The sequence below is a fragment of the Psychrobacillus sp. FSL K6-4615 genome (assembly GCF_038008225.1).
Lineage (GTDB): Bacteria > Bacillota > Bacilli > Bacillales_A > Planococcaceae > Psychrobacillus > Psychrobacillus psychrotolerans.
Genome location: NZ_JBBOYQ010000001.1, coordinates 775,266 through 798,275 on the forward strand (window position 1 = coordinate 775,266; position 23,010 = coordinate 798,275).

Consider the following 23,010-nt stretch of genomic DNA (forward strand, 5'->3'; position numbering starts at 1 on the left):
ATAAGGGATGGAATTTTCAAAAGAAGTAGCTATTATCACTGGTGCAGCTAGTGGAATTGGTCAGGCTGTTGCTATCCAGCTTGCAAATGAAGGGGCTAACGTCGTTCTTGTCGACTTAAATTCATGTGAAAAAACAATTGCCCAGTTAGGCGAATCTGTTTACTTAGAGTGTTTAGGGGACATTCGAGATCAAGATTTTGTCCAAGCGACTGTTGCACGGACAATAGAAAAATTTGGAGAGATACACATTTTAGTAAATAATGCAGGTACATGTAGTCGACTAGATTTGGAAGATATGACTGTCGACATGTGGAATCGTGATTTAGATACCAATTTAAAAGCGACCTTCTTATTTAGCCAGGCATGTGTGTACCCACATATGCGGGATGCCAATTACGGACGCATTGTTAATATAAGTTCCATCTCTGGAATAAATGGCGGAGTCGTTTCTGGTGGAGAAAAGAATGGACGATCTGGTCCAGCTTATTCTGCTTCTAAGGGTGGGGTTATCGCTCTAACAAAATGGATTGCCAAAGAAGTAGGGAAGTATGGAATTACATGTAACTCTGTAGCGCCGGGTGCTGTGGCTACAGGAATTACAGCAGGAGTTGCCTATGATACCTCCGATCAGGTAATTGATCGTATGGGGACTCCGGATGATATCGCAGAGGCAGTATTATATTTTGTCTCCAGAGCGGCTAGTTACTCAACTTCGCAAGTATTGAAAGTGGATGGAGGTTACAGCATTGGTTAAGACTCCTCTTCAATCAGTCTATGACACAGCAACCCAGAGAATAGTAGGTCGTCTAACAAAAGATATAGATTTGTTTAGAGGTATTAAAGCAATTTGCCGGGAGCATAGTGTAACGGCAGCTCACTTTCAATGCATTGGCTCTTTGCAACATGCCTCCTACGTTCAGGTAGAGCGTGATGGGACGCAAGGGCGTATAAAATATTCTGCCAAAAAGCAAACTCATTCCCCTGTGGAATTGTTATCTGCCACGGGCTTTGTCGGATTCGATGAACAAGGTAACCCAGATATCCATATGCATGGAGTATTTGTTGACTGCGATTCTGTGATTAGTGGGGGACACTTTTTAGAAGATGAAAACCCGGTAGCTGTAACGATTGAATATATTATTTTCCCAGTAAAAGGCGTAGAAATGCAACGGAAAGAAGATGAGATCTGGGGGATGCCAGTATTTCAGTTTTCGAAAGGTGGGATTTAATTGGAGACAATTAGTAAGTTAGCTTTAAAGGCTGCAGATGCCAATCCGCATAAGATTGCAGTAAAGGACAAGGATCGGTCATTTTCCTTTGAGGAGTTCAAAAAAAGAACGCTCGCTTTATCTTCTTATTTTCATGCGCAGAATATTCAAAAGGGAGATCGTGTAGCGGTATTGATGAAAAATCGAGTAGAGCATATTGAATTGGATATAGCACTTGCACATGCAGGAATTATAAAGGTGCCCCTAAATTACCGCCTACATTTCAAGGAATTGGACTATATGGTTGATGATGCAACAGTCTCTCTGCTAATTGGAGAAGAACAGCTCTTGTCTACACTTAGTGGAAATGTTCCCCAGCTAACTATGGGTGAACAGTATGAAAAGGTAATTGAAGAACATTATGGACACGTCTTTTTGGAGCAGGTAGATGAAGATGATATATTTGCTATTATGTATACATCTGGTACAACCGGAAGTCCTAAGGGTGTAATGTTGAGTCACCGCAATATGATCGCTGGTTCCCTCTCATTGTCGCAGGTTTGTAATGTAGATTATTCGGATATCATTGGCCATGTTGCCCCCCTAACACATGGAAGTAATTTTCTAAGTCACGTTGCCTGGCTATACGGTTTAACTCAGGTTGTTTACGATAAATTTGAATCAGACCAATTTTTGAATCATTTAAAGGAAGATCAAGTAAGCATTATCTTCATGGTGCCGACTATGGTTAATCTGATGATCCAAGATCCTGCTTTCGATACATCTAAACTTGAAACGCTTAAATCTATTAATATGGCTGGCTCTCCAATTGCTTCGGCTAAGCTTAAGGAAGCACTGGATAAGGCAGGAACAATATTTGTAGAAACTTATGGACAGGTAGAGGCTCCTATGTGCATCACAATGATGCCACGTCATGAACTTCCAAATAGACTTGAGTCATGTGGGAAAATTGGCCCCTTTGTGGATATGAAAATTGTCAACGATGCAAATGAGGAAGTACCACACGGCGAGGTCGGTGAAATTATTTGTAAAGGTTCACTAGTCATGAAGGGGTATTGGAACAATAAAAAAGCAACAGATGAAACGCTCGTAGATGGCTGGTTATATACAGGAGATCTAGGATGGCGAGATGCATTAGGATTTTTACATATCGTCGATCGTAAGAAAGACGTCATTATATCTGGCGGAGTTAATATATATCCCCGAGAAGTAGAAGAAGTTTTAAATCTCCACCCAGGTGTGAAAGAAACCTGTGTAATAGGTGTTGAAGATGATAAGTGGGGAGAGAATATCGTTGCTTATGTAGTATTAAATGGAACAGCTAGAGTCGAAGAAAGTGAATTAATAGATTTGTGCATGGATCATTTAGCAAGTTTTAAAAAACCGAAGGAAATACACATTATAGACTCATTACCTAAGAGTTCATATGGAAAAATATTAAAACGTGAATTGAAGTCACAACATGTGGGAGTGTAACGATGACAAAAACATATATACACGGTGTGGGAATGACAAAATTCGGAAACCATTCGGACAAAACCTTAAAAAGTTTGTTGTTAGATGCTAGTCGTGAAGCACTAGAAGCAGCGGGTAGACCTAAAATAGATGCAGTATTTGTAGGTAATTTTCTTGGAGGAAGCATGAGTAATCAAGAAATTTTAGGAGCAATAGTAGCAAACGATCTAGGACTTGGCTATATTCCGACGGCTAAGGTAGAGGGTGCATGCGCATCAGGGGGAATAGCACTCCGTCAAGGAATACTTGGTGTAATGAGTGGAGAATACGATACAGTTCTTGTAGCTGGTGTTGAGAAGATGAAGCATGCAAATACTCCAGATGTAACACAAGCTATTAATGCCGCTATGGATACTGATTCAAATGAAAAACATGCTGGTCTTACATTCCCTGGATTTTTCGGCGTACTTGCCCATCGATATTTCCATGAAACTGGCGCAACTAAGGAACATTTAGCGATGGTCGCATTGAAAAATCGTGAAAATGCACTTAATAATCCACTTGCTCAATTCCAGAAAGCAACATCCATCGAAGAAATTATGAACGCACGCCTTATTACTGAGCCTTTGGGACTGTTCGATTGCTCTCCAATGACAGATGGAGCGGCAGCAGTAGTCATTTCGAGGAAACCTAGTGGTATCCATGTACGTGCATCTGCACTCGTATCAGGCCCTACACAAATGCAGGATGCAGCGGAATTACTATCTATACCTGCAATTGGGGAATCTGGAAGAAGAGCGTATGAAAAGGCAGGCTTAGGTCCAGAGGATATTGATGTTATTGAAATTCATGATTGTTTCTCTATGACAGAAATTATCGCTATAGAGGAACTAGGATTTTTCCCAAGACTCGAGGGTTGGAAAGCAGTGAAAGCCGGGCACACGAAACCAGGAGGTAAAAAACCAGTCAATACAAGCGGAGGATTACTTTCTCGCGGACATCCAATCGGAGCGACAGGACTTTCGCAAATTTATCAACTTGTTCACCAACTTAATGGTACTGCTCCAAATCAGGTAAAGGGTGCAAGAATCGCACTCGCACAAAATTTAGGTGGAACAGGTTCGTACTCAGCTGTTCATATCTTGGAGAGGGTGTGATTACATGAAGGTATATTCTTGTTGTGGGCATGACACAGTTGTAAAACGAATTTACTGTCCAAGTTGCGGCACTTCCGATATACAAGAGCACGAGGTTTCTGATCATGGAACAATATATAGTTTCACTAAAATTCATATTCCTCCTGTTGAGTTTGCAGCAATTGCTCCATACAACGTGGTGTTAGTTCAGTTAATGGATACAACTGCAAAAGTTACTGGACGTTTAATGGGTGATATAGCTATTGGGGATTCTGTGGAATTGGATCGAGTAGAAGCTGGAGCCTATCTTTATAAAAAAGTGTAAACTAACCTGTGCTTTTTAGCACAGGTTTTTTAGGAGAATGGAATAATGTTAGACGCTTGTACTTTTCGTAGTAGTTTGTGAAAAACGTTAAGTTTATAGTATTAGCGATACCCTGTTAGTTAGGAAAAATCGTTCAGTTTAATATGGGATGGTGTGTTCGAATGAAAATTATTGCTTCATTTATTTCACGTTTTTTACCTATTTGGATTGTTGTGCTAGCTTGTATTGCCTATTTCTTCCCGGAAGCTTTTCGAGTGTTTCGTGGTTGGACGGGATTTGGTCTCGGGGCAATTTTTTTGTTAATGGGAATGCAACTGGCCACATCACAGCTTATCGCTGCTATTAAACATCCTAAAAATGCACTTATTGGAATAGCCCTCAAGTGGACAGTAATGGTTGGAGTTTCTATTGGTGTAGCTTATCTTTTTTTTGGGAACTACCCCGAAGTAGCTATTGGAGTTATTTTATCTGGAACAGTACCAAGTGGAACATCCGCTAATTTATTTTCCTTCATAGCGGGCGGAGATGTAGCGTTAAGTATTACGATGGCCACTTTAGATACTATTATATCTCCGATTCTCACACCTTCTTTAACACAGCTATTTGCTGGTCAGCTTATTCCTATTAAGTTTTGGTCCATTTTTTTAAATATAATTTATATTGTTTTTATTCCATTATTTTTAGGTGTTTTTTTACAGTGGAAATTTAGCCATACTGTTAATCGTATGAAACCTTATACATCTATTCTTTCTCAGCTAGCCTTATTTTTAATTATTGTTTCAGTTATCTCGAGTGCACAGTCATCCCTACAGGAGAATTTGCATTTACTGCCGCTCATTGGCTTTGCGGTTTTCCTTCAGGTTGCCATTCCAATGTTTGGTGGCTATTATTTATCAAAATTATTTAATGTAGGAGAAGCTGCGGCACGTTCCATTTTATTTCAAACTGGTATTTGCAATACGGCACTTGCAGCTACCCTGGCATTAGAGCATGTAAGCTCACTCGCTGCTGTACCTGCAGTTGTAAATATGGTAATCAATTTGACTTTGGGGGCTATTATGTCAAATTATTTTGCAAAGAAGAATGCTGTTTTGGTCCCTGTGTAAGAACCAATTGGCAATTGTTTCATACACAGGGACAATGTTTTTTCGACAGTACTAGTCATTGACTCGAAAGTCCTTCAAATCTAAGATTAATATAGATATACATTATTCAATCAGTCACCTGGAACTAAATGATGAAGTAGAAGGGCGGAATCTGTTAATGATTACAAATGACTTTTATTCGCAAGAAAATGTAGGACCTTACGAGATTTATAATTTAGGAGATTTTAAATTGGAAGATGGCGGTATTATTCCAAATTTGAAGTTGGCATATACCACGCACGGTGAGTTAAACAGTGCAAAAAATAATGTAATAGTCATTCCTACTTGGTTTTCTGGGACAAGTAAAGATTATGAATCTTATATTGGTATAGATAGAGCCTTAAATCCTAGTGAATACTTCATCATAGTCATTAATCAGATTGGAAATGGGGTTTCCAGTTCTCCTCATAATAGCCTGGATCCTATTTCGATGGCGAACTTTCCGAACGTTAGAATTGGGGATGATGTGCGGGCACAACATAAATTCATTACCGAAAAGTATGGGATTGAAGAAATTGCTTTAGTTGTTGGGGCATCGATGGGTGCACAACAGACGTATGAATGGGCGGTTCGCTATCCAGAAATGGTCAAACGAGCAGCGCCAATTGCGGGGACTGCCAAAAATACAGTGCATGATTTTTTATTTACCAAAACATTAAATGATGCAATTACGTCAGACCCAGGTTGGAAGGATGGAAATTATTCTTCTCATTTAGAAGTTTCAGATGGTTTAAAAAGGCATGCGAATATTTGGGCTGTGTTAGGACTGAGTACGGAGTTCTATAAACAAGAAAAGTGGACATTATTTGATATGAATAATGTAGAAGAATTCATCAATGAATTTCTACACCCTTTATATGAAAGTTTGGATCCTAATTCATTACTTACAATGGGTTGGAAATGGCAACGTGGCGACGTCAGTCGAAATACAGGAGGCAGTTTGGAGGAAGCACTTGGGCGAATACAAGCAAAAGTGTTTGTTATGCCTATTAGCGAAGATATGTTTTTTACAGTTAGAGATTGTGAAACTGAGCAAAAAATGATTCCAAACAGTGAGTTAAAAATAGTTAATAGTGTTTGCGGTCATTTCGGTCTTTCTGGAGTAGATGGAGCGGATTACCATAGACAAATAGATAATTATTTAAATGAACTTTTGTCTATCAATGTGGTAGAACCAGTTTGATTTTTTTGTCCCTGTGTAAGAAACAATTCTATTAAATTAGCCCTCAGGAATTTACTTCTTGAGGGCTAATTTGTATGGAAATTAAATTAAGCTGTCCCTGTGTAAGAAACAATTGCAAATTGTTTCTTACACAGGGACAGCATATCATGTTCAAACTTGAACGAGCATATAGTACAAAAAGCAACAAAGGGGAAAATATATTGAATCGTAAAATACTTGACAAACAAGCAATTTTGCTTAATATAACAGCAACAGATTGGGAGGATGCTGTACGTATTTGTGGAGATTTACTTGTGCAAACGGGAAAAGTGGAAACAACTTATGTGGAGGCAATGATCAGCAATATACATGAGCTTGGCCCATACATTCTAATAGCACCTAGTGTTGCAATGCCTCATGCACGTCCGGAAGATGGCGTGATTCAAGAAGGTATTAGTGTTGTCGTTTTAAAAGAGGAAATCGCATTTGAAAACGGCAAAAAATTTAAGGTATTAATAGGCTTGGCTGCTTTAAATAGTAAGTCTCATATTGACATTTTACAAAAAGTTGCGGAGGTGATTTCTCAAGCAAAGTCTATTGAGCGTTTAAAAAATGCAACTAGGTATAATGAAATTCTTCGTTTATTCAATGAAAAAGAGGAGCATGAGTCGTGAAAATACTAGCAGTCTGTGGAATGGGTTTTGGATCTAGCATGATGTTAAAAATGACAATTGAAAAAATATTAAAGGAAAAAGGTATTACAGCGGATGTAGAGACTGCCGATTTTACTACAGCATCAAGTATATTTGCAGATTTTATATTCACTAATGAAGAATTCGCTAAACAATTGGAGGGAGGAAAAGTAAAGGTTGTTAGTGTGAAAAATATTGCGGATTTAAATGAAGTAAGAGGTGCATTGGAGTCAGTATTAAACACATAAGGGGGATAGAGTATGGCTTTTTTTGAATTCTTAATGAATGAAATTTTAAGCATTCCTGCTGTGTTGGTTGGTTTAATGGTATTTATCGGACTCGTTGCTCAGCGTGCCGCTGCGACGAAAGTGATGTCTGGGACTCTTAAAAGTATTATTGGTTTCCTTATACTGGGTGCTGGTGCAGGGGTCATTGTAGGTTCTTTAGATTCGTTAGGTGGAATTATTGATGAAGCTTTCCATATTCAAGGGGTTATACCGAATAATGAAGCGATTGTTGCTATTGCTCAGCAAATGTTCGGTACGGAAACAGCACTTATAATGGGATTTGGATTTATTGCAAATATATTATTTGCCCGTTTTACGCCATGGAAGTATATCTTTTTAACGGGACATCATACATTCTTTATGGCGGCTTTGTTGTCTGCTGTGTTAGGAACTACTGGGATGGATGGAGCTATTTTGGTTATTGTAGGTTCTTTATTATTAGGGTTTTTCATGGTAGCTATGCCTGCACTTGGTCAACCGTTTATGAGGCAAGTTACTGGAAATGACGATATTGCGATTGGTCACTTTGGGACGTTTGGTTATATTGCTGCCGGCTTTATTGGGAAATGGTTTGGCAATAAATCAAAATCCACTGAGGATATTAAAATCTCTGAGAAATGGTCATTTTTGAAGGATTCATTGATCACTACTGCTTTAACAATGGTAGCTATTTTCATCATTTTAGCGGTTCTAGCAGGTTCTGATGTGGTGTCTAATTTCTCTGGAGACCAAAACTATATTATGTTCAGTATTATGCAAGGTATTATGTTCGCTGCTGGGTTAAGTATTATTTTACTCGGAGTCCGTATGATTCTAAATGAAATCGTACCAGCATTTAAAGGTATTGCAGATAAGCTTGTTCCGGGGGCAAAACCTGCACTAGATATACCAATAGTATTCCCATATGCTCCAACTGCTGTAATGATTGGGTTCCTTTTCAGTTTTGCTGGAGGGCTTATTAGTATGGCGTTGTTAGGTGTATTGTCATTGCCTCTGATCATTCCGGGTCTTGTTCCTCATTTCTTTACTGGAGCGGGTGCGGGAGTATTTGGTAATGCAACAGGCGGTCGAATTGGTGCTGCTGCAGGTGGATTTGTAAATGGTGTTTTAATCAGCTTCTTGCCAGCGTTTTTACTACCTGTGTTAGGAGAACTTGGTTTTGCTAATACAACATTTGGTGATTCTGATTTTGGTGTAATCGGTATTATTATTGGATACATTGCAAGTCTATTTAACTAAAATTTAAAGGTAGCCTTCTTTCGATTGGGAGAGGGTTACCTAATTTTATGAGGAGAGGTATTTTATTGATAGAGTCGATTGAACAACTAAGATTTACAGCTACTGTGCTGAGAAAAAGGATATTATCTACTGCTTATTATAAAAAACAGGGCCATGTTGGTGGTTCCTTATCTTGTGCAGATATTTTAGTTAGTTTATTTTTTCATCAATTATCTATTGATCCGTCTAATCCAAGGTGGGAGGATAGAGACCGCTTTGTGTTATCAAAGGGGCACACGGCATTGGGGTTATATGCAACATTGGCACTGAGAGGATACATTTCCGAAGAGGAACTTAAAACCTTCGATCAATTCAAGTCACGTTTACAGGCACACCCGGATATGACCAAGTTAGATGCGTTAGATATGTCCACAGGTTCCTTGGGACAGGGATTATCAGCTGCCGTTGGTATGGCAATAGGTGCGAAAAGGTTAAAGAAAGATTTTCGTGTGTATTGCCTGATAGGCGACGGAGAATCGCAGGAAGGCCAAATTTGGGAAGCGGCAAATATTGCTGAAAAATATAAGTTAGATAACCTCATTGTAATTATGGATCAAAACGGGCTACAACAATATGGTTGGAAAAATGGCCATGACAGAATGAATCCAGAGAGTAACGGAAGAAGTAAGTTTGCCAGTTTTGGATTTGAAACATGGGAAGTAGATGGACATAGTATAGAAGATTTAGTTGCTGTGTTGGACGAGGTGAAGGGTAGGGGGAATGGTCAACCTAAAGCAATTATTGCTAATACGACAAAGGGGAAAGGTGTTCGTTTTATGGAGAATAATTATGTTTGGCATTCTAAAGCCCCTAATGATGAGGAGTATATTACGGCGCTAACTGAACTGGAAGAGGGGGATTAACGGCATGTCTATAAGTGTACGCGACCAATTTGGAAAGCAATTAGCAAAGTTAGCAAAAGAGGATTCTAGAGTTCTTGCGCTTGATGGAGATCTTGGAAATTCAACTCGTCTCGATTCTATAGAGAAGGAAACAGCCGATTCCTTTTTACAGATGGGGATTGCGGAACAAAATATGGTAGGGGTAGCAGCTGGTCTAGCTTCGGTAGGATTTCAGCCTTGGGTGTGCAGCTTTGCCACTTTTTTAACCAAAAGAGCATTAGACCAAATTATAGTCAGTGTTGCCCAGACTAATTTTGATGTGAAGTTAGTTGGCAGCTATAGTGGACTGCTAACAAGCAACACTGGTAAGACACATCATTCCTTAGATGATATCGCCATCATGACGACAATCCCAAATATGACTATCATAGCTCCAGGCGATGCGAGGGAAACAGTTGCTGCTATGAAAGCTATGCATAGCACAGTGGGACCTATGTATTTAAGGCTTACTAGGGATGAAACTATTCCTTCGTTTTTACCTGATGAAGACTTTGAAATTGGAAAAGGTAAAACTTTGGCGGAAGGTTCGGATATGTTAGTAGTAACTACAGGGAGCACTACTTATCGCGTTGCCGAGGTTATTAAACAAATGGAAGAAGTTTCGATTGCTCATCAACATTTCCCGACCCTAAAGCCATTTGATAAGGAGTTGTTATTAGAAGGAGCTAAAAAGGTTCGTCAGGTAGTAACGGTGGAGGAGCATTATAAACGTGGTGGTCTTGGAAGTATTGTTTCGGAAATATTGTCAGAAAGCTTACCAAGGAAGATATACAGAATTGGAGTTCCCGACAGGTTTTTTGGTTGTGGGACAGATGAAGAATTATTAGAGGCAACCGGGCTTTCGGTGGAAGCTATTAGGAAGTCGTTGATTGACTTGTCCCTGTGTAAGAAACAATTTTGAATTGTTTCTTACACAGGGATGTTTTTAAGTGATTCTAATTATCTGTTTTAAAGTGTGGGTGTTATAATAATTTCAATATAATGTATAATGGTGGTTAATTAGGTCTAATTATGGGTATATGAAAGTAGTAAAGAGTCTACAGTATTTCGACTTTAATGAAAAGTAACATATTTGGTCAAAAAGGTTTGTAGCAAATTAGGTGTTTCAATATATTACTAGTCTATTAAGTTTTAACAACATTGACTAATCTAGCCAGAGTTTAATATAAAATGTAGCTAATTACCATTTCGACCTTAGGAGGAGCAAGACATGACAGCAATTAAATTAAATGATGAATTTAAAAAAATATTGGAATACGGATATATATTAGGAAACGAAAACAAAACAATCAAAGCAAACGAGTTTATCGATGAGATGTCAGCTCAATTAAAAATTTTATTTGAAAAAAATAATGACCCTGTGTAACAAATAATTTCGATAAATATTAATTTCATAAACCAACTAAGTAAATCGCCCTAAATACTCCCGAGTTTAAGGGTGTTTTTTTGTTGATTTATTCACCAAAAAGGAACCACCAAAAAACGACAAAAAAAGTCCAAAACAAACATTGATTTCTCCAAAAAAGGTATTATAATTAACTTAAAAATACATGTCATATACAGGTGTTTTATTGAATAAACTAATTATAAATAACGCCCTTAAGAATTGTGTGGTGTATATAAAGATACATATTTATTTTTATATTTTGAAAGGTGAGGGAAACAATGAATGTTGCGAATATAGGTATTATTTTTGATGAAGTTAATGCGGAGAATAATTGGGCAATTGGCAGCAATGTATTTGAGAATTTTTTGTTTGAAATTTTAGATCATTTTAGACTTCCTTATAAAAAAATAAATGAAATAGATGAGTATAATGACTTTGATCTGTTAATCGTAGGTCACACGAGTAATAGTGTAGCGGCAAGCGCAAGAATATTAGCGTATGTTCAAGCTGGTGGAACGGTAGTTTCTTATGGCGGATTGGATGCTATTCGAAGTAAATTAGGGTTTGCTAATATGTTTTCATCTAGTAAAGGGTATGCAGATTTATCTGCTTTTTTAAACCAACCTACCCCTTTACGTTTTCTGGATGCTCAACCTTGGATACAAAAAGGTAATTTAGAGGTGAAGGAATTTGGCTCTGTAAGTAATGAGGAAAAAACATGGCAGGGAGCATCTGCACTACAACAAATTCATTATGGAACAGGATCGATTGAACGTTGGTCCATCCCGATTCCTCAAACAATAGTAGGATTACAGCAAGGAACGAAAGCTGTTGTGGAGGATGGGACACCCGCTCCGGACGGTTCGGCAAATTTAGATGAGGATATCCTAAAAGCAGAGGACGGCTTTGAACTCGATTGGGTTTTGGATAGAACGTTTACCGAAAGTGGAATGCCTTATTTCCCACATCCATATGCTGACCTTTGGAAAGAAGTAATAATGGAGCATCTCATAAAAATAGCATTAGGAAAAGGACTAACACTTCCATTTCTGGACTTTTGGCCTGCTGGTGTAGAGCATGTGGCAATGATATCCCATGATAGCGATTTAAATGTAGATGAATCTGCTCAAATCACTTTAGATACTTTGAAGGCTGCAGATATACAGACTACATGGTGTATGATTGCGCCAGGGTATAGCCCGTCGATATACGATCAAATAAAAGAGAATGGTCATGAGATCGCCCTCCATTATAATGCTTTAGAAACGGAAGACGGGGTATGGTCCGAAGAAACTTTCCTCTCTCAAAAAGAGTGGTTAGAAAAAACGACTAGCATGGCCAATATTGTTTCGAACAAAAACCACTATACACGTTTTGAGGGTTGGGGCGAGCTATACGTTTGGTGTGAAAATAATGGGATACAAGTGGATCAATCTAGGGGACCAAGCAAAAAAGGAAATGTTGGGTTCTTATTTGGAACATGTCATCCTTATTTTCCGATTGCTTGGGCAGATGAAAAAAATAGATTATATGATGTTCTAGAAATTGGTTTCTTAACACAGGATTTAAATCACAACACACTATCAGATGTGAGTGTTATTCAACCATTTTTAAATGGAGTAAAGCTCGTAAATGGAGTGGCACATTTTCTGTTCCATCAACATCATATTTACAACCAACCAAAAGTAAAAGAAGCTATTATTCAACTAATAACAACTGCTAAAGAACAAGGATTTACATTCTGGACTAGTAAACAAATAAATGATTGGGAGCGAGCCCGTCGTTCTGTAACAATTGATGGTACTAGTCGTTCTGGTATAAAGGTAACTAGCCTAGATGAAGAAAGTGATTTTGTGTTACTCATTCCTGTAGCTGATAATGTTGAATCTGGTTTGGTAGTGAAACGATTCGGTATTTGTTGTAAGCAAGTTAAAGTGAACTGATCCTAATATGGGGGACTAATAATGGGAGATAATATACTAGCATTACATGGTGGCCCGAAGGGAAAAGTGATACCCTTTGGAACAGGCAAACGTTTTGGATTAGAGGAGGCAAAGGAATTACTAGAGGCACTCGAGCAAAATACATTATTTTATCACTTTGGCAATAAAGTAAAACAGTTTTTACAGGATTTTAACGATCTTTATAATGTAAAATACAGTGTCGCGACATCCTCTGGGACTGCAGCACTTCATGTTGCACTTGGAGCAGCTGGTATATCGGTCGGAGATGAAGTAATTACAAGCCCTATTACTGACCAAGGAACGGTGGTTGGAATTCTCTATCAAAATGCTATACCAATTTTTGCTGATTTGGACCCCCATAGCTATACTATGACTGCTGAATCTATCGAAGAAAAAATAACAGCAAAGACGAAGGCGATAATAGTTGTGCATTTAGCCGGCAACCCATGCGATATGGACCCTATCATGGAACTCGCCAAAAAGTATAATCTTAGAGTAATAGAGGATTGTGCACAGAGTTATTTAACGACTTACAAAGGGCAACTTACTGGTACAATTGGGCATTACGGATGTTTTAGTACAAATGATTTCAAGCATATTTCTACTGGTGACGGAGGAATGGTGACCGTAAACTCAGGGGACGAATCAGATTATTTTACGACGCATGCATTTGCAGATAAAAATTATCGAAGACAAGAAGATACTGTGATGAAGGATTTAGAATACTTAGCGCCGAATTACCGTATGACAGAGTTACAAGGTGCGGTTGGAATTGCACAGTTAAAAAAGCTTAACTGGATTTGTACAAGACGCAATGAGTTAGGGGAACACTTACAGCAAGGAATAGCTACCATTAAAGGTATTAATCCAATGAAAATTACCGGTGAAGGTTGGTGTAGTTATTGGTTTTATATGCTAACTTTAAATTTGAAACAGCTTACCTGTACACGAGAGGAATTTTCGGAAGCTTTAGCAGCAGAAGGAATTCCAAACCAACCTGGATATATTCCAAAGGTGTTATATGCACAGCCTATATTTCAAAAGGAGCAGGCGTATTTAAATAGCCATTATCCATTTAATCTAGGTTCATATGATTATTCCATAGGAACCTGTCCAAACGCCGAGAATATTTTAGAAACGGCCATTCGATTAAATATAAGTGAATTCTATACAGATCAAGATATAGAAGATATGATTTTAGCCATCAGTAAAGTTGCTTCCTATTATACTAAGTAACTAAGTGTGGAAGGAGGGTCACCGTGCGCGATAATTTATTTGCAGATTACGGGATCCCCGTTTCAGCAGAGGAAGAAAGAACAGCTGCTATATGCATGAATTCAGAAGGTGACTATAGATTTGTTATTGCTGCGAAAGGGTTTGTTATTATTGTCAATTTGGAAACCGATGATGTAAAACAAGTATTCTTTCCGGAAGACAATGACGAATATCCTTATGCCTCCTTTAGTAGCAATGGATTATTTTATACTGGTGCAGCAAATATGTTAATGGTATTGGACCCTTTTAGGGAACAATTTATTCATTATAGTGCGATTGAAAATGGGGAAGAAATTGTAGGCTTTAGCTTTGCGGAGGATTTAGCAGGTAATATTTATTTCACTTCGTATCCCCACTGTCATTTACTAAAGTTTGAGCCTCATTCTAAAGAGATTATAGATTTTGGTAGTATGGACCTGACCGAAAAGTATCCAGGAACTGTTGCGATTGATCAGACAGGATGGGCATATTTAGGCATTGGAACAGAAAATAAAAATATTGTTGCCTATCATATAGAAAAAGGTTTGAAAAAAGGCCTTATTGAAGGATCACAAAGGAAAAAAGGAACTGGATATGTCTATCTAGGAGAAGATGGATCTGTATACGGACATATAGGAGATACCAGTTCTCCTGAGAGGATGAAGTTCTCTAATGGTGACTTCGAAACTGTCGCTATAGAAAAACTACCTCTTTCTTTATATGCAGGTACTGCATTTCAACGAATTCATCGATATAAAGAAGGAAACTATCAGGTAGAGAAATACACCCTTTCAGAAGGTTTAATTGAACTTATCCATAGAGAAACAACACAAACTAAAAAAATTCAGTTTAGCTATACTTCCGATGGAGCAAAGTTATCAACCATTTACCTTGGCTCAGATAACAATATATACGGTACTTCCATGCATCCACTACAATTTTTCCAGTATGATAGTTCCACGAACACAATGACTAATTTTGGTGGAGAGGTTATTGAAAAAGGAGGAGGCGGGAATATTCCAGCATATGCTTCTAGTGGGAATTTACTTATTGGAGTCGCATACGCAGGTGGAAAGCTATATGAATTTGATACGGCGAAGAAGTTCAAAAAGAGTCAAAATCCGAAGTTGGTATTACAAGAAGAGAGTATCCATCGACCTCGCTGCGCAATTACTCTAAAGGACCAAGAACATATTGTTTGGGGAGGATTTCCTGGATATGGAATGGTCGGGGGATCATTAGGTATCTATCATATGAAAACGGAAGTAAATCTGCTGCTGACACATGAGCAATTAGTAGAGAACCAAAGTACGATTAGTCTCGGACAATTAAGCTCTGGAGATATTCTGGGTGGAACGAGTATTGAGACACCGGGGGGAGCAGAGTCACGAGAAAGAGAAGCACGTTTATATGTATTAGACTGGAAGACTCAAAAGGTAAAAAATAGTTTTGTTCCAATTAGAGGTGCTCGTGAAATTGCTCAAATTTTTGTGGACCAATTCAATCGTGCTCATTGTCTAACAGATCAAAGTATCTATTTTGTATGTGATCCATCTACCAAACAAATACTTTTTCAAACAGATTTATCTAACTGGGGGCAAATTGTACGAAATGGTTTTGCTTATGATGTAACGACTAATAAGCTCTTTTGTCTTCTAAGTGAGACATTGCTTCGTATAGAGATCCAAGAGAAAAAGTGTGTAGAACCCCAAGTTGTTCATGCTCTACCAATGAGTGCAAGTAGTGGCCTTGTACTCAAAAACGATCAAATCTACTATGGTAGTGGAAGTCATTTATGTAGTATTCAAACTAGCGAAAATTAGAGGGGGGATGAAGACCATCTATACAATAAAGGCGATTGAAAAAGACGGGGCCCAACCGTTATTACAGAATATAGGGAATATAGACGACTGGCATGAAAAAAGATCAAAGATACACCAGGATTGGTTAAATTGTATTGGTGGTCTTCCTCCTTTAGTTAAACCAGAGATGAAGATTAACTCATGGGAGATCTTTACCGATTATTACCTGATCAACATTTGCTACGCTACAGTTTTTGAAGACTGGGTACCAGCCAATCTTTTAGTTCCGAAACTACAACAAGTAGAAAATTTAGCATCCCAAAATGATGTACTTCATTTACTTAACTGCACGAATAGCAAGCGGTTTCCGGCTGTGCTGGCTCTCCATCCGACGAGCGATAATGGAAAAGAAGATATATGTACAACAACGGGAAGAAAGAATAGACAGTATGGATTAGAGCTTGTAAAAAGAGGATATGTAGTCTTAGCTCCAGATACGATAACTGCAGGAGAACGTATTTTACCAAACGACAAGCCTTTTCAAACAGCGACATTTGATAAGAAACACCCAGAGTGGTCCGCGGTTGCTAAGATGATTATTGATCATCAACAAGGTATTAGCTTACTGGAAGAACTTAGTATAGTAGACAACACCAATATTGGAGCTATTGGGCATTCGTTAGGTGGGTATAATAGCTTCTTTCTAGCTGGAGTTGACAGAAGGATTAAAGCAGTTGTTTGTAGCTGTGGATTCTCTTTGTTTGCACAAGATCCAGAACAGCATCGGTGGGGCAAAAGAGAGTGGTTCAGCCATATTCCAAAGATTAGTGATTATATAAATGAAGGAATTGTACCATTTGAGTTCACTGAAATAGCTGCTCTAGTTGCTCCGACTCCGTTCTTCATATGGATGGGGCAAAATGATCACATATTTCCACATTGGGAATCTGCAGCCAAAGGGTTGGTGGAGCTTAATGCCTTATACGAATGGATGGAAACAGGAGAACGCTTTACATCATTAATAGGAAACTCCGGGCATGACTTTCCATCTGAGATTCGTCAACTTGCCTATAGCTTTCTAGATCAATGGCTCAGTTAGAGTAGTCGTTCAAGTTTTCAAAGCAAATATGCTATCCTAAATAAATATAAACTAATCATTATAGTAGGGAGTTGAGACAATTGCTAAAACGGAAAAGTGCATTTGAAGATCGATATAACAAATTCATACATGAATTAAAAAATGAAATTATTTCGGGAAAGTTAAAGCCTGGAGAATTCATTCTCCCTGAAAATACATTAAGCAAAGTATATGACTTAAGTAGAGTATCTATTAGAAAAGTATTGGCAGAGTTAGTAGATGAAGGACTTATCGAGAAGATACCTGGAAAAGGAAACCGGGTAACTATTCCAAATGATACGCAAAAACAAACAATTACTTTAGGATGGTTTTCACATTCTTATGAGTTAGAGGTTGTTCATAAAATTATTGAACGATTTGAGATGCTCAACCCGTTCACGAAAGTAAATCTACAATTACTACCTAATAGTCAATATGTTTATAATCTAAAACAATCTTTGAAGCATGAGAGCGGACCAGATGTATTTATATTATCTGATTATCATTTTCGGGAACTAATGGATTCCAATTCATTGGATATTATAGATCCCTACTTACCGGATTTTATAGACCCAGAAAAAGATAGTTATAAACAAGTATTTGAAATGTTCACTTATGACAAGAAAATTCCTGTAACACCTTTTGTATTTTCCCCAGTGATGATTTGCTATAATCGACGAATGTTTGAAGAGGCGGGAATTGCAAAGGATTTCAAAATGGAAAACTGGGATGATTTATTAGAGTTAGCAATCCGTACTACGAAGGAAATGGATAGAGAAGGCATGATTAACGAATATGGCTTTTGTTTTTCCTCCTCTACGAATCGTTGGCCGGTTTTTCTTTTGCAGAATAAGGGTAGTTTCAAGGCAACCGATAGATCTAAATCCGTTATGAACAGTAAAGAAAATATAGAAGCATTGAATTACTGCGCTGATTTAATGTATAAGCATCAAGTTTCTCCAATTTTCTCTCATGGGAGTAATGAACTTGCCGAAAATCTTTTCATGCGAGAAGGAGCAGCAATGATTTTGACTACTTACTATTTTATGAATGAATTTAGAGATCATAAAATTGAATGGGACGTTGTTCCGCCTCCTCAAAATGATGCTCAAGGAACATTAATCATAGGAGGAGCTTTAGGGATTAGTGCAAATAGCAAAATAAAAGAATCTGCTCAAGCATTTGTTCAATTTATGGTGAGTACAGAAGCACAAACATTACTCAAGCAAAATGGTTGTACGATTCCAATGCTTCGCAAAGTTGCCGAGGATAACCATCTTCTGCAATCAGGCATTCATCCTGAAAAGTATAATACTTTTAAAGAAGCTATGGGATTCTCCAAGACAATGAAAGACCTTCATCTCACCATTGAGGAGACTGAACTAGTAGAACGAGAGATGCAATTTTTCTGGGCCAATATGGAAAAGGCAGAGGATACGTGTAAACGAATTGAAGAACTTCTAAATTCAAAACAAGCGGTAAATAACGTTTAAACCTATTTGAAGTTCATCCATTCTCAAAAGAAATATGTTTTTAAAGAGGTGATTTACATGGAACTAACTGGTTGGAGAGGTTCACTATATCATTATATGGATTGGGCATTAAAGCTTGCATATCTCAATATTCTTTGGTTAGTAGGGATAATCATTGGTATAGGAATTGCAGGTTTTTTTCCCTCAACCGCGGCAATGTTCTCTGTAATTAGGAAGTGGACCCAAGAGGAGGAAGATATAAAGGTATTCGCTCATTTTAAAAACGAATATAAAAAGGAATTTCTTCAGTCCAATAAATATGGCTATTCCTGGGCAGTTCTCGGAGTAGTAATATATGTAGATTTACAGTTCTTCCGTGGCATTCCAACTATTTGGGCATTAATTATTTCTTTGTTCTTTTTTATACTTGGTGCCATTTATATAGTTTCTTTACTGTATGCATTCCCTGTTTACGCTCAATTTCAATTAACTATAAAGCAATACTTTAAAAATTGTTTACTCATTGTCCTTTCTAATCCATTATTTTCTGTATTAATGATCTTAGGGTTTTATTTCCCCTATTATTTAATGACTAAGGTTCCAGGGTTAATACCATTTTTCGGAGGCAGTCTTATAAGTCTAGTGTTAGTGATTATTTCTAATAGAATGTTCGAAACATTAGAGAAAAATAATAAGAAGTATATAGAAGAACAAGAAAAAAAATAATGAGTGTTTAATATGTACAAATCAAATTATTATAGAATACATGTATATTACATGTACTAAAATGGAGTTAAAAGAAAGCAGGAATTTGAAAGGGGAGATTAGTTATTGAAACTAAAAGTGAAAAAATTGACCCGCTAGATTCACCTTTAGCAGTATCAAGTAATATCCCGATTAAAAGAAAAAAGAATTCGTTGAAAAATAAATTATGGCGAGATCGCTATTTGTTACTACTAATCTTCCCCGGAGTTCTGTACTTTCTTATTTATCGTTATATACCAATGGCAGGAATACTTTTAGCATTTAAGGATTATAGCCCGTTTCGAGGATTCGCAGAAAGTCCGTGGGTAGGGTTAAAATATTTCAAACTAATCTTTGAAGATGCAGAAGTTATTCAAGTTATATGGAATACGTTACAAATTTCTATGCTACAAATCTTTTTTGCTTTTCCTATCTCTATAGTACTTGCCTTAATGCTGAATGAAATTAGAAATCAAGTTTATAAAAGATTTCTCCAATCTATTGTGTATTTACCACATTTCTTATCCTGGGTAGTCGTAGTTGGGATAACTGTTATATTTCTTAGAAGTGAAGGGTTGATTAACGGAGTTTTAGTAAACTTTCTGGATCTCAATCCAATTCCATTTTTAACAGATCCCACTTTGTTCAAGCCTATAGTCATTTTACAGGTTATTTGGAAGGAATCAGGATGGGGTACTATTCTTTTCTTAGCTGCATTATCTGGTATAAGTCCACATCTATATGAAGCGGCTGTTATAGATGGAGCTAGTAGAATGAGACAAATGTGGCATATTACTTTGCCAGCTCTTAAGAGTACAATTGTCATCTTATTAATACTTCGTTTAGGAAATGTTATGGATAGTGGGTTCGAGCAAATCTTTCTAATGTTGAATCCTTTCAATATGGAAACAGGAAATGTATTAGATACGTATGTATATTTTAAAGGGATCCAACAGGCTAACTTTAGTTTTGCCACAGCTGTAGGGCTGTTTAAAGGAATTATAGGTTTAATACTTGTTGTACTTGCCAATAGACTTGCGAAAAAGTTTGGTGAAGATGGCTTGTATTGAAGGACTTATAGATTTTGGTAAGGGGGGTAGATTATGTTCAAATCTTCTGGTGGGGAAAGGGTAATGGAAATCGTTAATAACATCGTTTTGTTATTAATCGCTGTAACGATGCTCTTTCCCTTCCTTTATATTTTTTCCGTTTCATTTTCAAGCGTAAGTGATGTACTCAATAGTGATTTCCTTTTATGGCCTAAGGAATGGGTGACAGACGCCTATTCGTATATTTTAGGGTCGGACCAATTTATCCGTTCTTTAGGAGTAACCGTCTATATTACTGTAGTTGGAACATTTGTTAATCTAGTGTTCACATCAACGATGGCCTATTCTTTAACAAGAAATATTATTGGGCAACGATTAATCTTGTTCTTGGTATTGTTTACAATTTTATTTTCTGCGGGAATGATTCCAACTTATATAATTGTGAAAGAAACTGGATTATTAAACTCGTTATGGGCATTGATCATACCAGTGGCGATCAGTCCTTTTAACTTAATCATCATGACTCAATTTTTTAAAGGGATTCCTGAGGAACTAACAGAGGCTGCCATTATTGACGGGGCCAATGATATTCAAATTTTTACTAAAGTGATTTTACCGTTGTCTAAGCCTGCTTTGGCAGCGTTTGGTCTGTTTTATGCAGTGGGTCATTGGAATAGCTACTTCTCGGGAGTGCTCTACTTGAATGATCCATCGAAGTGGCCAATACAAGTTATTTTACGCCAAATTGTTATTGTAAATGAACCAAATGCAGCACTGGGCGGTCATGCAGCAATGTTAGAGGCTTTACCTCCTCCAGAAACGGTTCAAATGGCTGCAATTTTGTTGGCAACCTTGCCAATACTTATTGTTTATCCATTCCTACAAAAACATTTTGCAAAAGGAGTGATGCTTGGATCTGTAAAAGGTTAGTAACTAGGAACTTGTCTGTCTACTGTTTTACGAAGCCATACAATAAGATAATTGGAGGGGTTAATGTGAAGAAAAAGCACATAATAATTAGCTTTCTACTTCTTTTCCTAAGTTTTATGTTAGCTGCATGTACGGATGAAAAAACAGATGAAAAAGCCACTGTGGACGAAGAAACAGCAGGAAAAAAAGCAACAGTTGAACATATTGATCCATTTGATCATTCAGAGAAATATACAATTACGGGGATGACATTCCGTTTTGGTGATCCACCTCCGTTAAAAAGTCCTGGTTTAGATATGATAAATGAGCGATTTAACGTAGATTATAAACCAGAGATTATCCCCCAAGGTGATTATGTCGAAAAATCATCAGCCATTGTAGCATCAGGTGCTATGCCAGATTTAATTGGATTTCAAGCTGGCGATACCCGTTTTTATCAGTGGGCAGAAGATGGAGCATTTCTACCTTTAGATGACTATTTATCACATTATGCAACGTTAGGAAACATTCCAGACTATATTTATAATTCTTTTAAAGTAGATGGAAAGGTTTACGGCATTCCACGTTATTCTAATCCATATCCTGTAACGCCGATTATTCGCAAGGATTGGCTCGATAAATTAGGAATGGAAGTTCCAACAAATTATGAAGAGTTAGAGAAAATTGCCATCGCATTTACAAAAGAAGATCCAGATGGGAATGGTAAGAACGATACGTATGGGGTAGCTATTGGAGAAAATATTAATCCGAGTTTTAATATGGGAACTTACTGGGACTTCAATTCTTGGTACCACCAAAATGAAGATGGTGATTATATCCCTGGTATCATTTCGGATGGAAGAAAAGATTTAGTTCAATTTTTTGCGAATTTGTATAAAGAAGGCGCAATGACAAAAGACTTTGCAGTTCTTGATTGGGCTAGTACTAATAATGAGTTTTACTCTGGTAAAGCAGGAATTTTCGTTGCTGGTGTTTCAGGAATGTCACAGGAATACTTTGATGGATTATTATCTATTAATCCAGATGCAAAGCTTGTAGCAATTCCACCATTTGAAGCACCTGACAAATCGAAAGGATTTACAATGGGTTCCGGTAACTCAGGTATCCTTGCTTTAAATGCTAATCTTGCTAAAGATGAGGGTAAAATATACCGTGCATTAGAGTTAGTAGACTTTGGGAAAACATATTTCCCAGCTGAGGAAAAAAAACCACAAAATGCGGACTTTGATTTCTATTTAGGTAAAGAAGGAACAGGTTATAATATGGAAAATGGATTACCTGTTCAAGTTCCAACATTCTCTTCTGAAGGACTTTCTCCGTCAACTTATTTCCTAGATAACAGAGAACAGGTGCCTGAAGATGCGAAAATTACCTATGCAGATAGCTATACATTACCAGAATTGAAAGAGATGACCGCTTCATTACAAGAAATGTTTGAAACGACCGATTTATATGTGGATCCTTCTCATGGAGTACAATCCCCAACAAACCAAGAAAAGGGAACGGATCTATTTCAATTCTTAATCAATGAACAATCGAAAATGATTGCTGGCCAAAGACCATTATCAGACTGGGACGCACTTGTTAAAGAATATTTAGCAAAAGGCGGCGAAGCAATCATTAAAGAGACAAACGAAGGAATTAAGTCAAAAGGTTATACAGCAAGAGAATGGAAGTAAC

At 37.5% G+C, this 23,010-nt stretch carries 22 protein-coding genes; all 22 read left to right on the forward strand.

Features of this window, described 5'->3' with window-relative positions; genetic code table 11:
* The first annotated feature begins 7 nt into the window (after positions 1 to 7).
* The 22 genes from MKX53_RS03690 to MKX53_RS03795 all read left to right on the forward strand — a co-directional run bounded on the left by MKX53_RS03690 (position 8) and on the right by MKX53_RS03795 (position 23,009).
* Entirely contained in the window at positions 8 to 754 is a 747-nt protein-coding gene (locus MKX53_RS03690) for an SDR family NAD(P)-dependent oxidoreductase (protein ID WP_340909188.1), read from the forward strand.
* Positions 747 to 1,229: a PPC domain-containing DNA-binding protein gene (locus MKX53_RS03695; protein WP_340909190.1), complete on the forward strand. Its 483-nt coding sequence runs from the start codon at positions 747 to 749 to the stop codon at positions 1,227 to 1,229. The genes MKX53_RS03690 and MKX53_RS03695 overlap by 8 nt, the downstream gene beginning before the upstream one ends.
* Positions 1,230 to 2,705: a class I adenylate-forming enzyme family protein gene (locus MKX53_RS03700; RefSeq protein WP_340909192.1), complete on the forward strand. Its 1,476-nt coding sequence runs from the start codon at positions 1,230 to 1,232 to the stop codon at positions 2,703 to 2,705.
* Between the two features lie 2 nt (positions 2,706 to 2,707).
* Positions 2,708 to 3,841, forward strand: coding sequence for a thiolase C-terminal domain-containing protein (locus MKX53_RS03705; protein WP_340909194.1), 1,134 nt, complete (start codon positions 2,708 to 2,710; stop codon positions 3,839 to 3,841).
* Positions 3,842 to 3,845: 4 nt separating this feature from the next.
* Positions 3,846 to 4,145 (forward strand): Zn-ribbon domain-containing OB-fold protein, encoded by a 300-nt coding sequence (locus MKX53_RS03710; RefSeq protein ID WP_340761606.1) that lies wholly within the window; start codon positions 3,846 to 3,848, stop codon positions 4,143 to 4,145.
* A 161-nt stretch (positions 4,146 to 4,306) separates the two neighbouring features.
* Complete coding sequence (locus MKX53_RS03715; protein WP_340909197.1) at positions 4,307 to 5,251, forward strand: bile acid:sodium symporter family protein; 945 nt, start codon at positions 4,307 to 4,309, stop codon at positions 5,249 to 5,251.
* 157 nt (positions 5,252 to 5,408) lie between these two features.
* Positions 5,409 to 6,473, forward strand: a complete 1,065-nt coding sequence (locus tag MKX53_RS03720) for an alpha/beta fold hydrolase (protein ID WP_340909199.1) — start codon at positions 5,409 to 5,411, stop codon at positions 6,471 to 6,473.
* A 200-nt stretch (positions 6,474 to 6,673) separates the two neighbouring features.
* Positions 6,674 to 7,126, forward strand: a complete 453-nt coding sequence (locus tag MKX53_RS03725; RefSeq protein WP_340909202.1) for a PTS sugar transporter subunit IIA — start codon at positions 6,674 to 6,676, stop codon at positions 7,124 to 7,126.
* The gene (locus tag MKX53_RS03730; RefSeq protein ID WP_340909204.1) at positions 7,123 to 7,392 is read left to right on the forward strand and encodes a PTS sugar transporter subunit IIB; all 270 of its coding nucleotides are present in this window, start codon (positions 7,123 to 7,125) and stop codon (positions 7,390 to 7,392) included. The genes MKX53_RS03725 and MKX53_RS03730 overlap by 4 nt, the downstream gene beginning before the upstream one ends.
* 12 nt (positions 7,393 to 7,404) lie before the next feature.
* On the forward strand, positions 7,405 to 8,670 hold the full coding sequence (locus MKX53_RS03735; RefSeq protein WP_340909206.1) for a PTS ascorbate transporter subunit IIC: 1,266 nt from the start codon (positions 7,405 to 7,407) through the stop codon (positions 8,668 to 8,670).
* A 65-nt stretch (positions 8,671 to 8,735) separates the two neighbouring features.
* A complete protein-coding gene (locus tag MKX53_RS03740) occupies positions 8,736 to 9,572 on the forward strand; it encodes a transketolase (RefSeq protein WP_340909208.1) in 837 nt (278 codons plus the stop codon).
* A gap of 4 nt (positions 9,573 to 9,576) precedes the next feature.
* Positions 9,577 to 10,512 (forward strand): transketolase family protein, encoded by a 936-nt coding sequence (locus tag MKX53_RS03745; RefSeq protein WP_340909210.1) that lies wholly within the window; start codon positions 9,577 to 9,579, stop codon positions 10,510 to 10,512.
* A gap of 309 nt (positions 10,513 to 10,821) precedes the next feature.
* On the forward strand, positions 10,822 to 10,977 hold the full coding sequence (locus MKX53_RS03750; RefSeq protein WP_340909213.1) for a hypothetical protein: 156 nt from the start codon (positions 10,822 to 10,824) through the stop codon (positions 10,975 to 10,977).
* Positions 10,978 to 11,276: 299 nt separating this feature from the next.
* Entirely contained in the window at positions 11,277 to 12,941 is a 1,665-nt protein-coding gene (locus tag MKX53_RS03755) for a hypothetical protein (RefSeq protein WP_340909216.1), read from the forward strand.
* A gap of 21 nt (positions 12,942 to 12,962) precedes the next feature.
* Positions 12,963 to 14,198 carry a DegT/DnrJ/EryC1/StrS family aminotransferase gene (locus MKX53_RS03760; protein ID WP_340909218.1) on the forward strand — a complete coding sequence of 412 codons (1,236 nt, stop codon included), beginning with the start codon at positions 12,963 to 12,965 and terminating at the stop codon, positions 14,196 to 14,198.
* 23 nt (positions 14,199 to 14,221) lie between these two features.
* Positions 14,222 to 16,039 carry a hypothetical protein gene (locus tag MKX53_RS03765; protein WP_340909220.1) on the forward strand — a complete coding sequence of 606 codons (1,818 nt, stop codon included), beginning with the start codon at positions 14,222 to 14,224 and terminating at the stop codon, positions 16,037 to 16,039.
* A 7-nt stretch (positions 16,040 to 16,046) separates the two neighbouring features.
* Entirely contained in the window at positions 16,047 to 17,117 is a 1,071-nt protein-coding gene (locus tag MKX53_RS03770) for an alpha/beta hydrolase family protein (protein WP_340909222.1), read from the forward strand.
* An 80-nt stretch (positions 17,118 to 17,197) separates the two neighbouring features.
* On the forward strand, positions 17,198 to 18,628 hold the full coding sequence (locus tag MKX53_RS03775) for an extracellular solute-binding protein (protein ID WP_340909224.1): 1,431 nt from the start codon (positions 17,198 to 17,200) through the stop codon (positions 18,626 to 18,628).
* A 57-nt stretch (positions 18,629 to 18,685) separates the two neighbouring features.
* On the forward strand, positions 18,686 to 19,333 hold the full coding sequence (locus MKX53_RS03780; RefSeq protein ID WP_340909227.1) for a YesL family protein: 648 nt from the start codon (positions 18,686 to 18,688) through the stop codon (positions 19,331 to 19,333).
* A 191-nt stretch (positions 19,334 to 19,524) separates the two neighbouring features.
* Positions 19,525 to 20,421, forward strand: a complete 897-nt coding sequence (locus MKX53_RS03785) for an ABC transporter permease (protein WP_340909230.1) — start codon at positions 19,525 to 19,527, stop codon at positions 20,419 to 20,421.
* 33 nt (positions 20,422 to 20,454) lie between these two features.
* Positions 20,455 to 21,330, forward strand: a complete 876-nt coding sequence (locus MKX53_RS03790) for a carbohydrate ABC transporter permease (RefSeq protein ID WP_340909232.1) — start codon at positions 20,455 to 20,457, stop codon at positions 21,328 to 21,330.
* Positions 21,331 to 21,395: 65 nt separating this feature from the next.
* On the forward strand, positions 21,396 to 23,009 hold the full coding sequence (locus tag MKX53_RS03795) for an extracellular solute-binding protein (RefSeq protein ID WP_340909234.1): 1,614 nt from the start codon (positions 21,396 to 21,398) through the stop codon (positions 23,007 to 23,009).
* Position 23,010: the final 1 nt, after the last annotated feature.

Excerpts from the sequence above, each read along its gene's own strand:
- MKX53_RS03690 (WP_340909188.1), top strand. The coding sequence starts at position 8 with ATGGAATTTTCAAAAGAAGTAGCTATTATCACTGGTGCAGCTAGTGGA.
- MKX53_RS03705 (WP_340909194.1), top strand. The coding sequence starts at position 2,708 with ATGACAAAAACATATATACACGGTGTGGGAATGACAAAATTCGGAAAC.
- MKX53_RS03710 (WP_340761606.1), top strand. The coding sequence starts at position 3,846 with ATGAAGGTATATTCTTGTTGTGGGCATGACACAGTTGTAAAACGAATT.
- MKX53_RS03715 (WP_340909197.1), top strand. The coding sequence starts at position 4,307 with ATGAAAATTATTGCTTCATTTATTTCACGTTTTTTACCTATTTGGATT.
- MKX53_RS03720 (WP_340909199.1), top strand. The coding sequence starts at position 5,409 with ATGATTACAAATGACTTTTATTCGCAAGAAAATGTAGGACCTTACGAG.
- MKX53_RS03735 (WP_340909206.1), top strand. The coding sequence starts at position 7,405 with ATGGCTTTTTTTGAATTCTTAATGAATGAAATTTTAAGCATTCCTGCT.
- MKX53_RS03745 (WP_340909210.1), top strand. The coding sequence starts at position 9,577 with ATGTCTATAAGTGTACGCGACCAATTTGGAAAGCAATTAGCAAAGTTA.
- MKX53_RS03750 (WP_340909213.1), top strand. The coding sequence starts at position 10,822 with ATGACAGCAATTAAATTAAATGATGAATTTAAAAAAATATTGGAATAC.
- MKX53_RS03755 (WP_340909216.1), top strand. The coding sequence starts at position 11,277 with ATGAATGTTGCGAATATAGGTATTATTTTTGATGAAGTTAATGCGGAG.
- MKX53_RS03760 (WP_340909218.1), top strand. The coding sequence starts at position 12,963 with ATGGGAGATAATATACTAGCATTACATGGTGGCCCGAAGGGAAAAGTG.
- MKX53_RS03770 (WP_340909222.1), top strand. The coding sequence starts at position 16,047 with ATGAAGACCATCTATACAATAAAGGCGATTGAAAAAGACGGGGCCCAA.
- MKX53_RS03780 (WP_340909227.1), top strand. The coding sequence starts at position 18,686 with ATGGAACTAACTGGTTGGAGAGGTTCACTATATCATTATATGGATTGG.
- MKX53_RS03790 (WP_340909232.1), top strand. The coding sequence starts at position 20,455 with ATGTTCAAATCTTCTGGTGGGGAAAGGGTAATGGAAATCGTTAATAAC.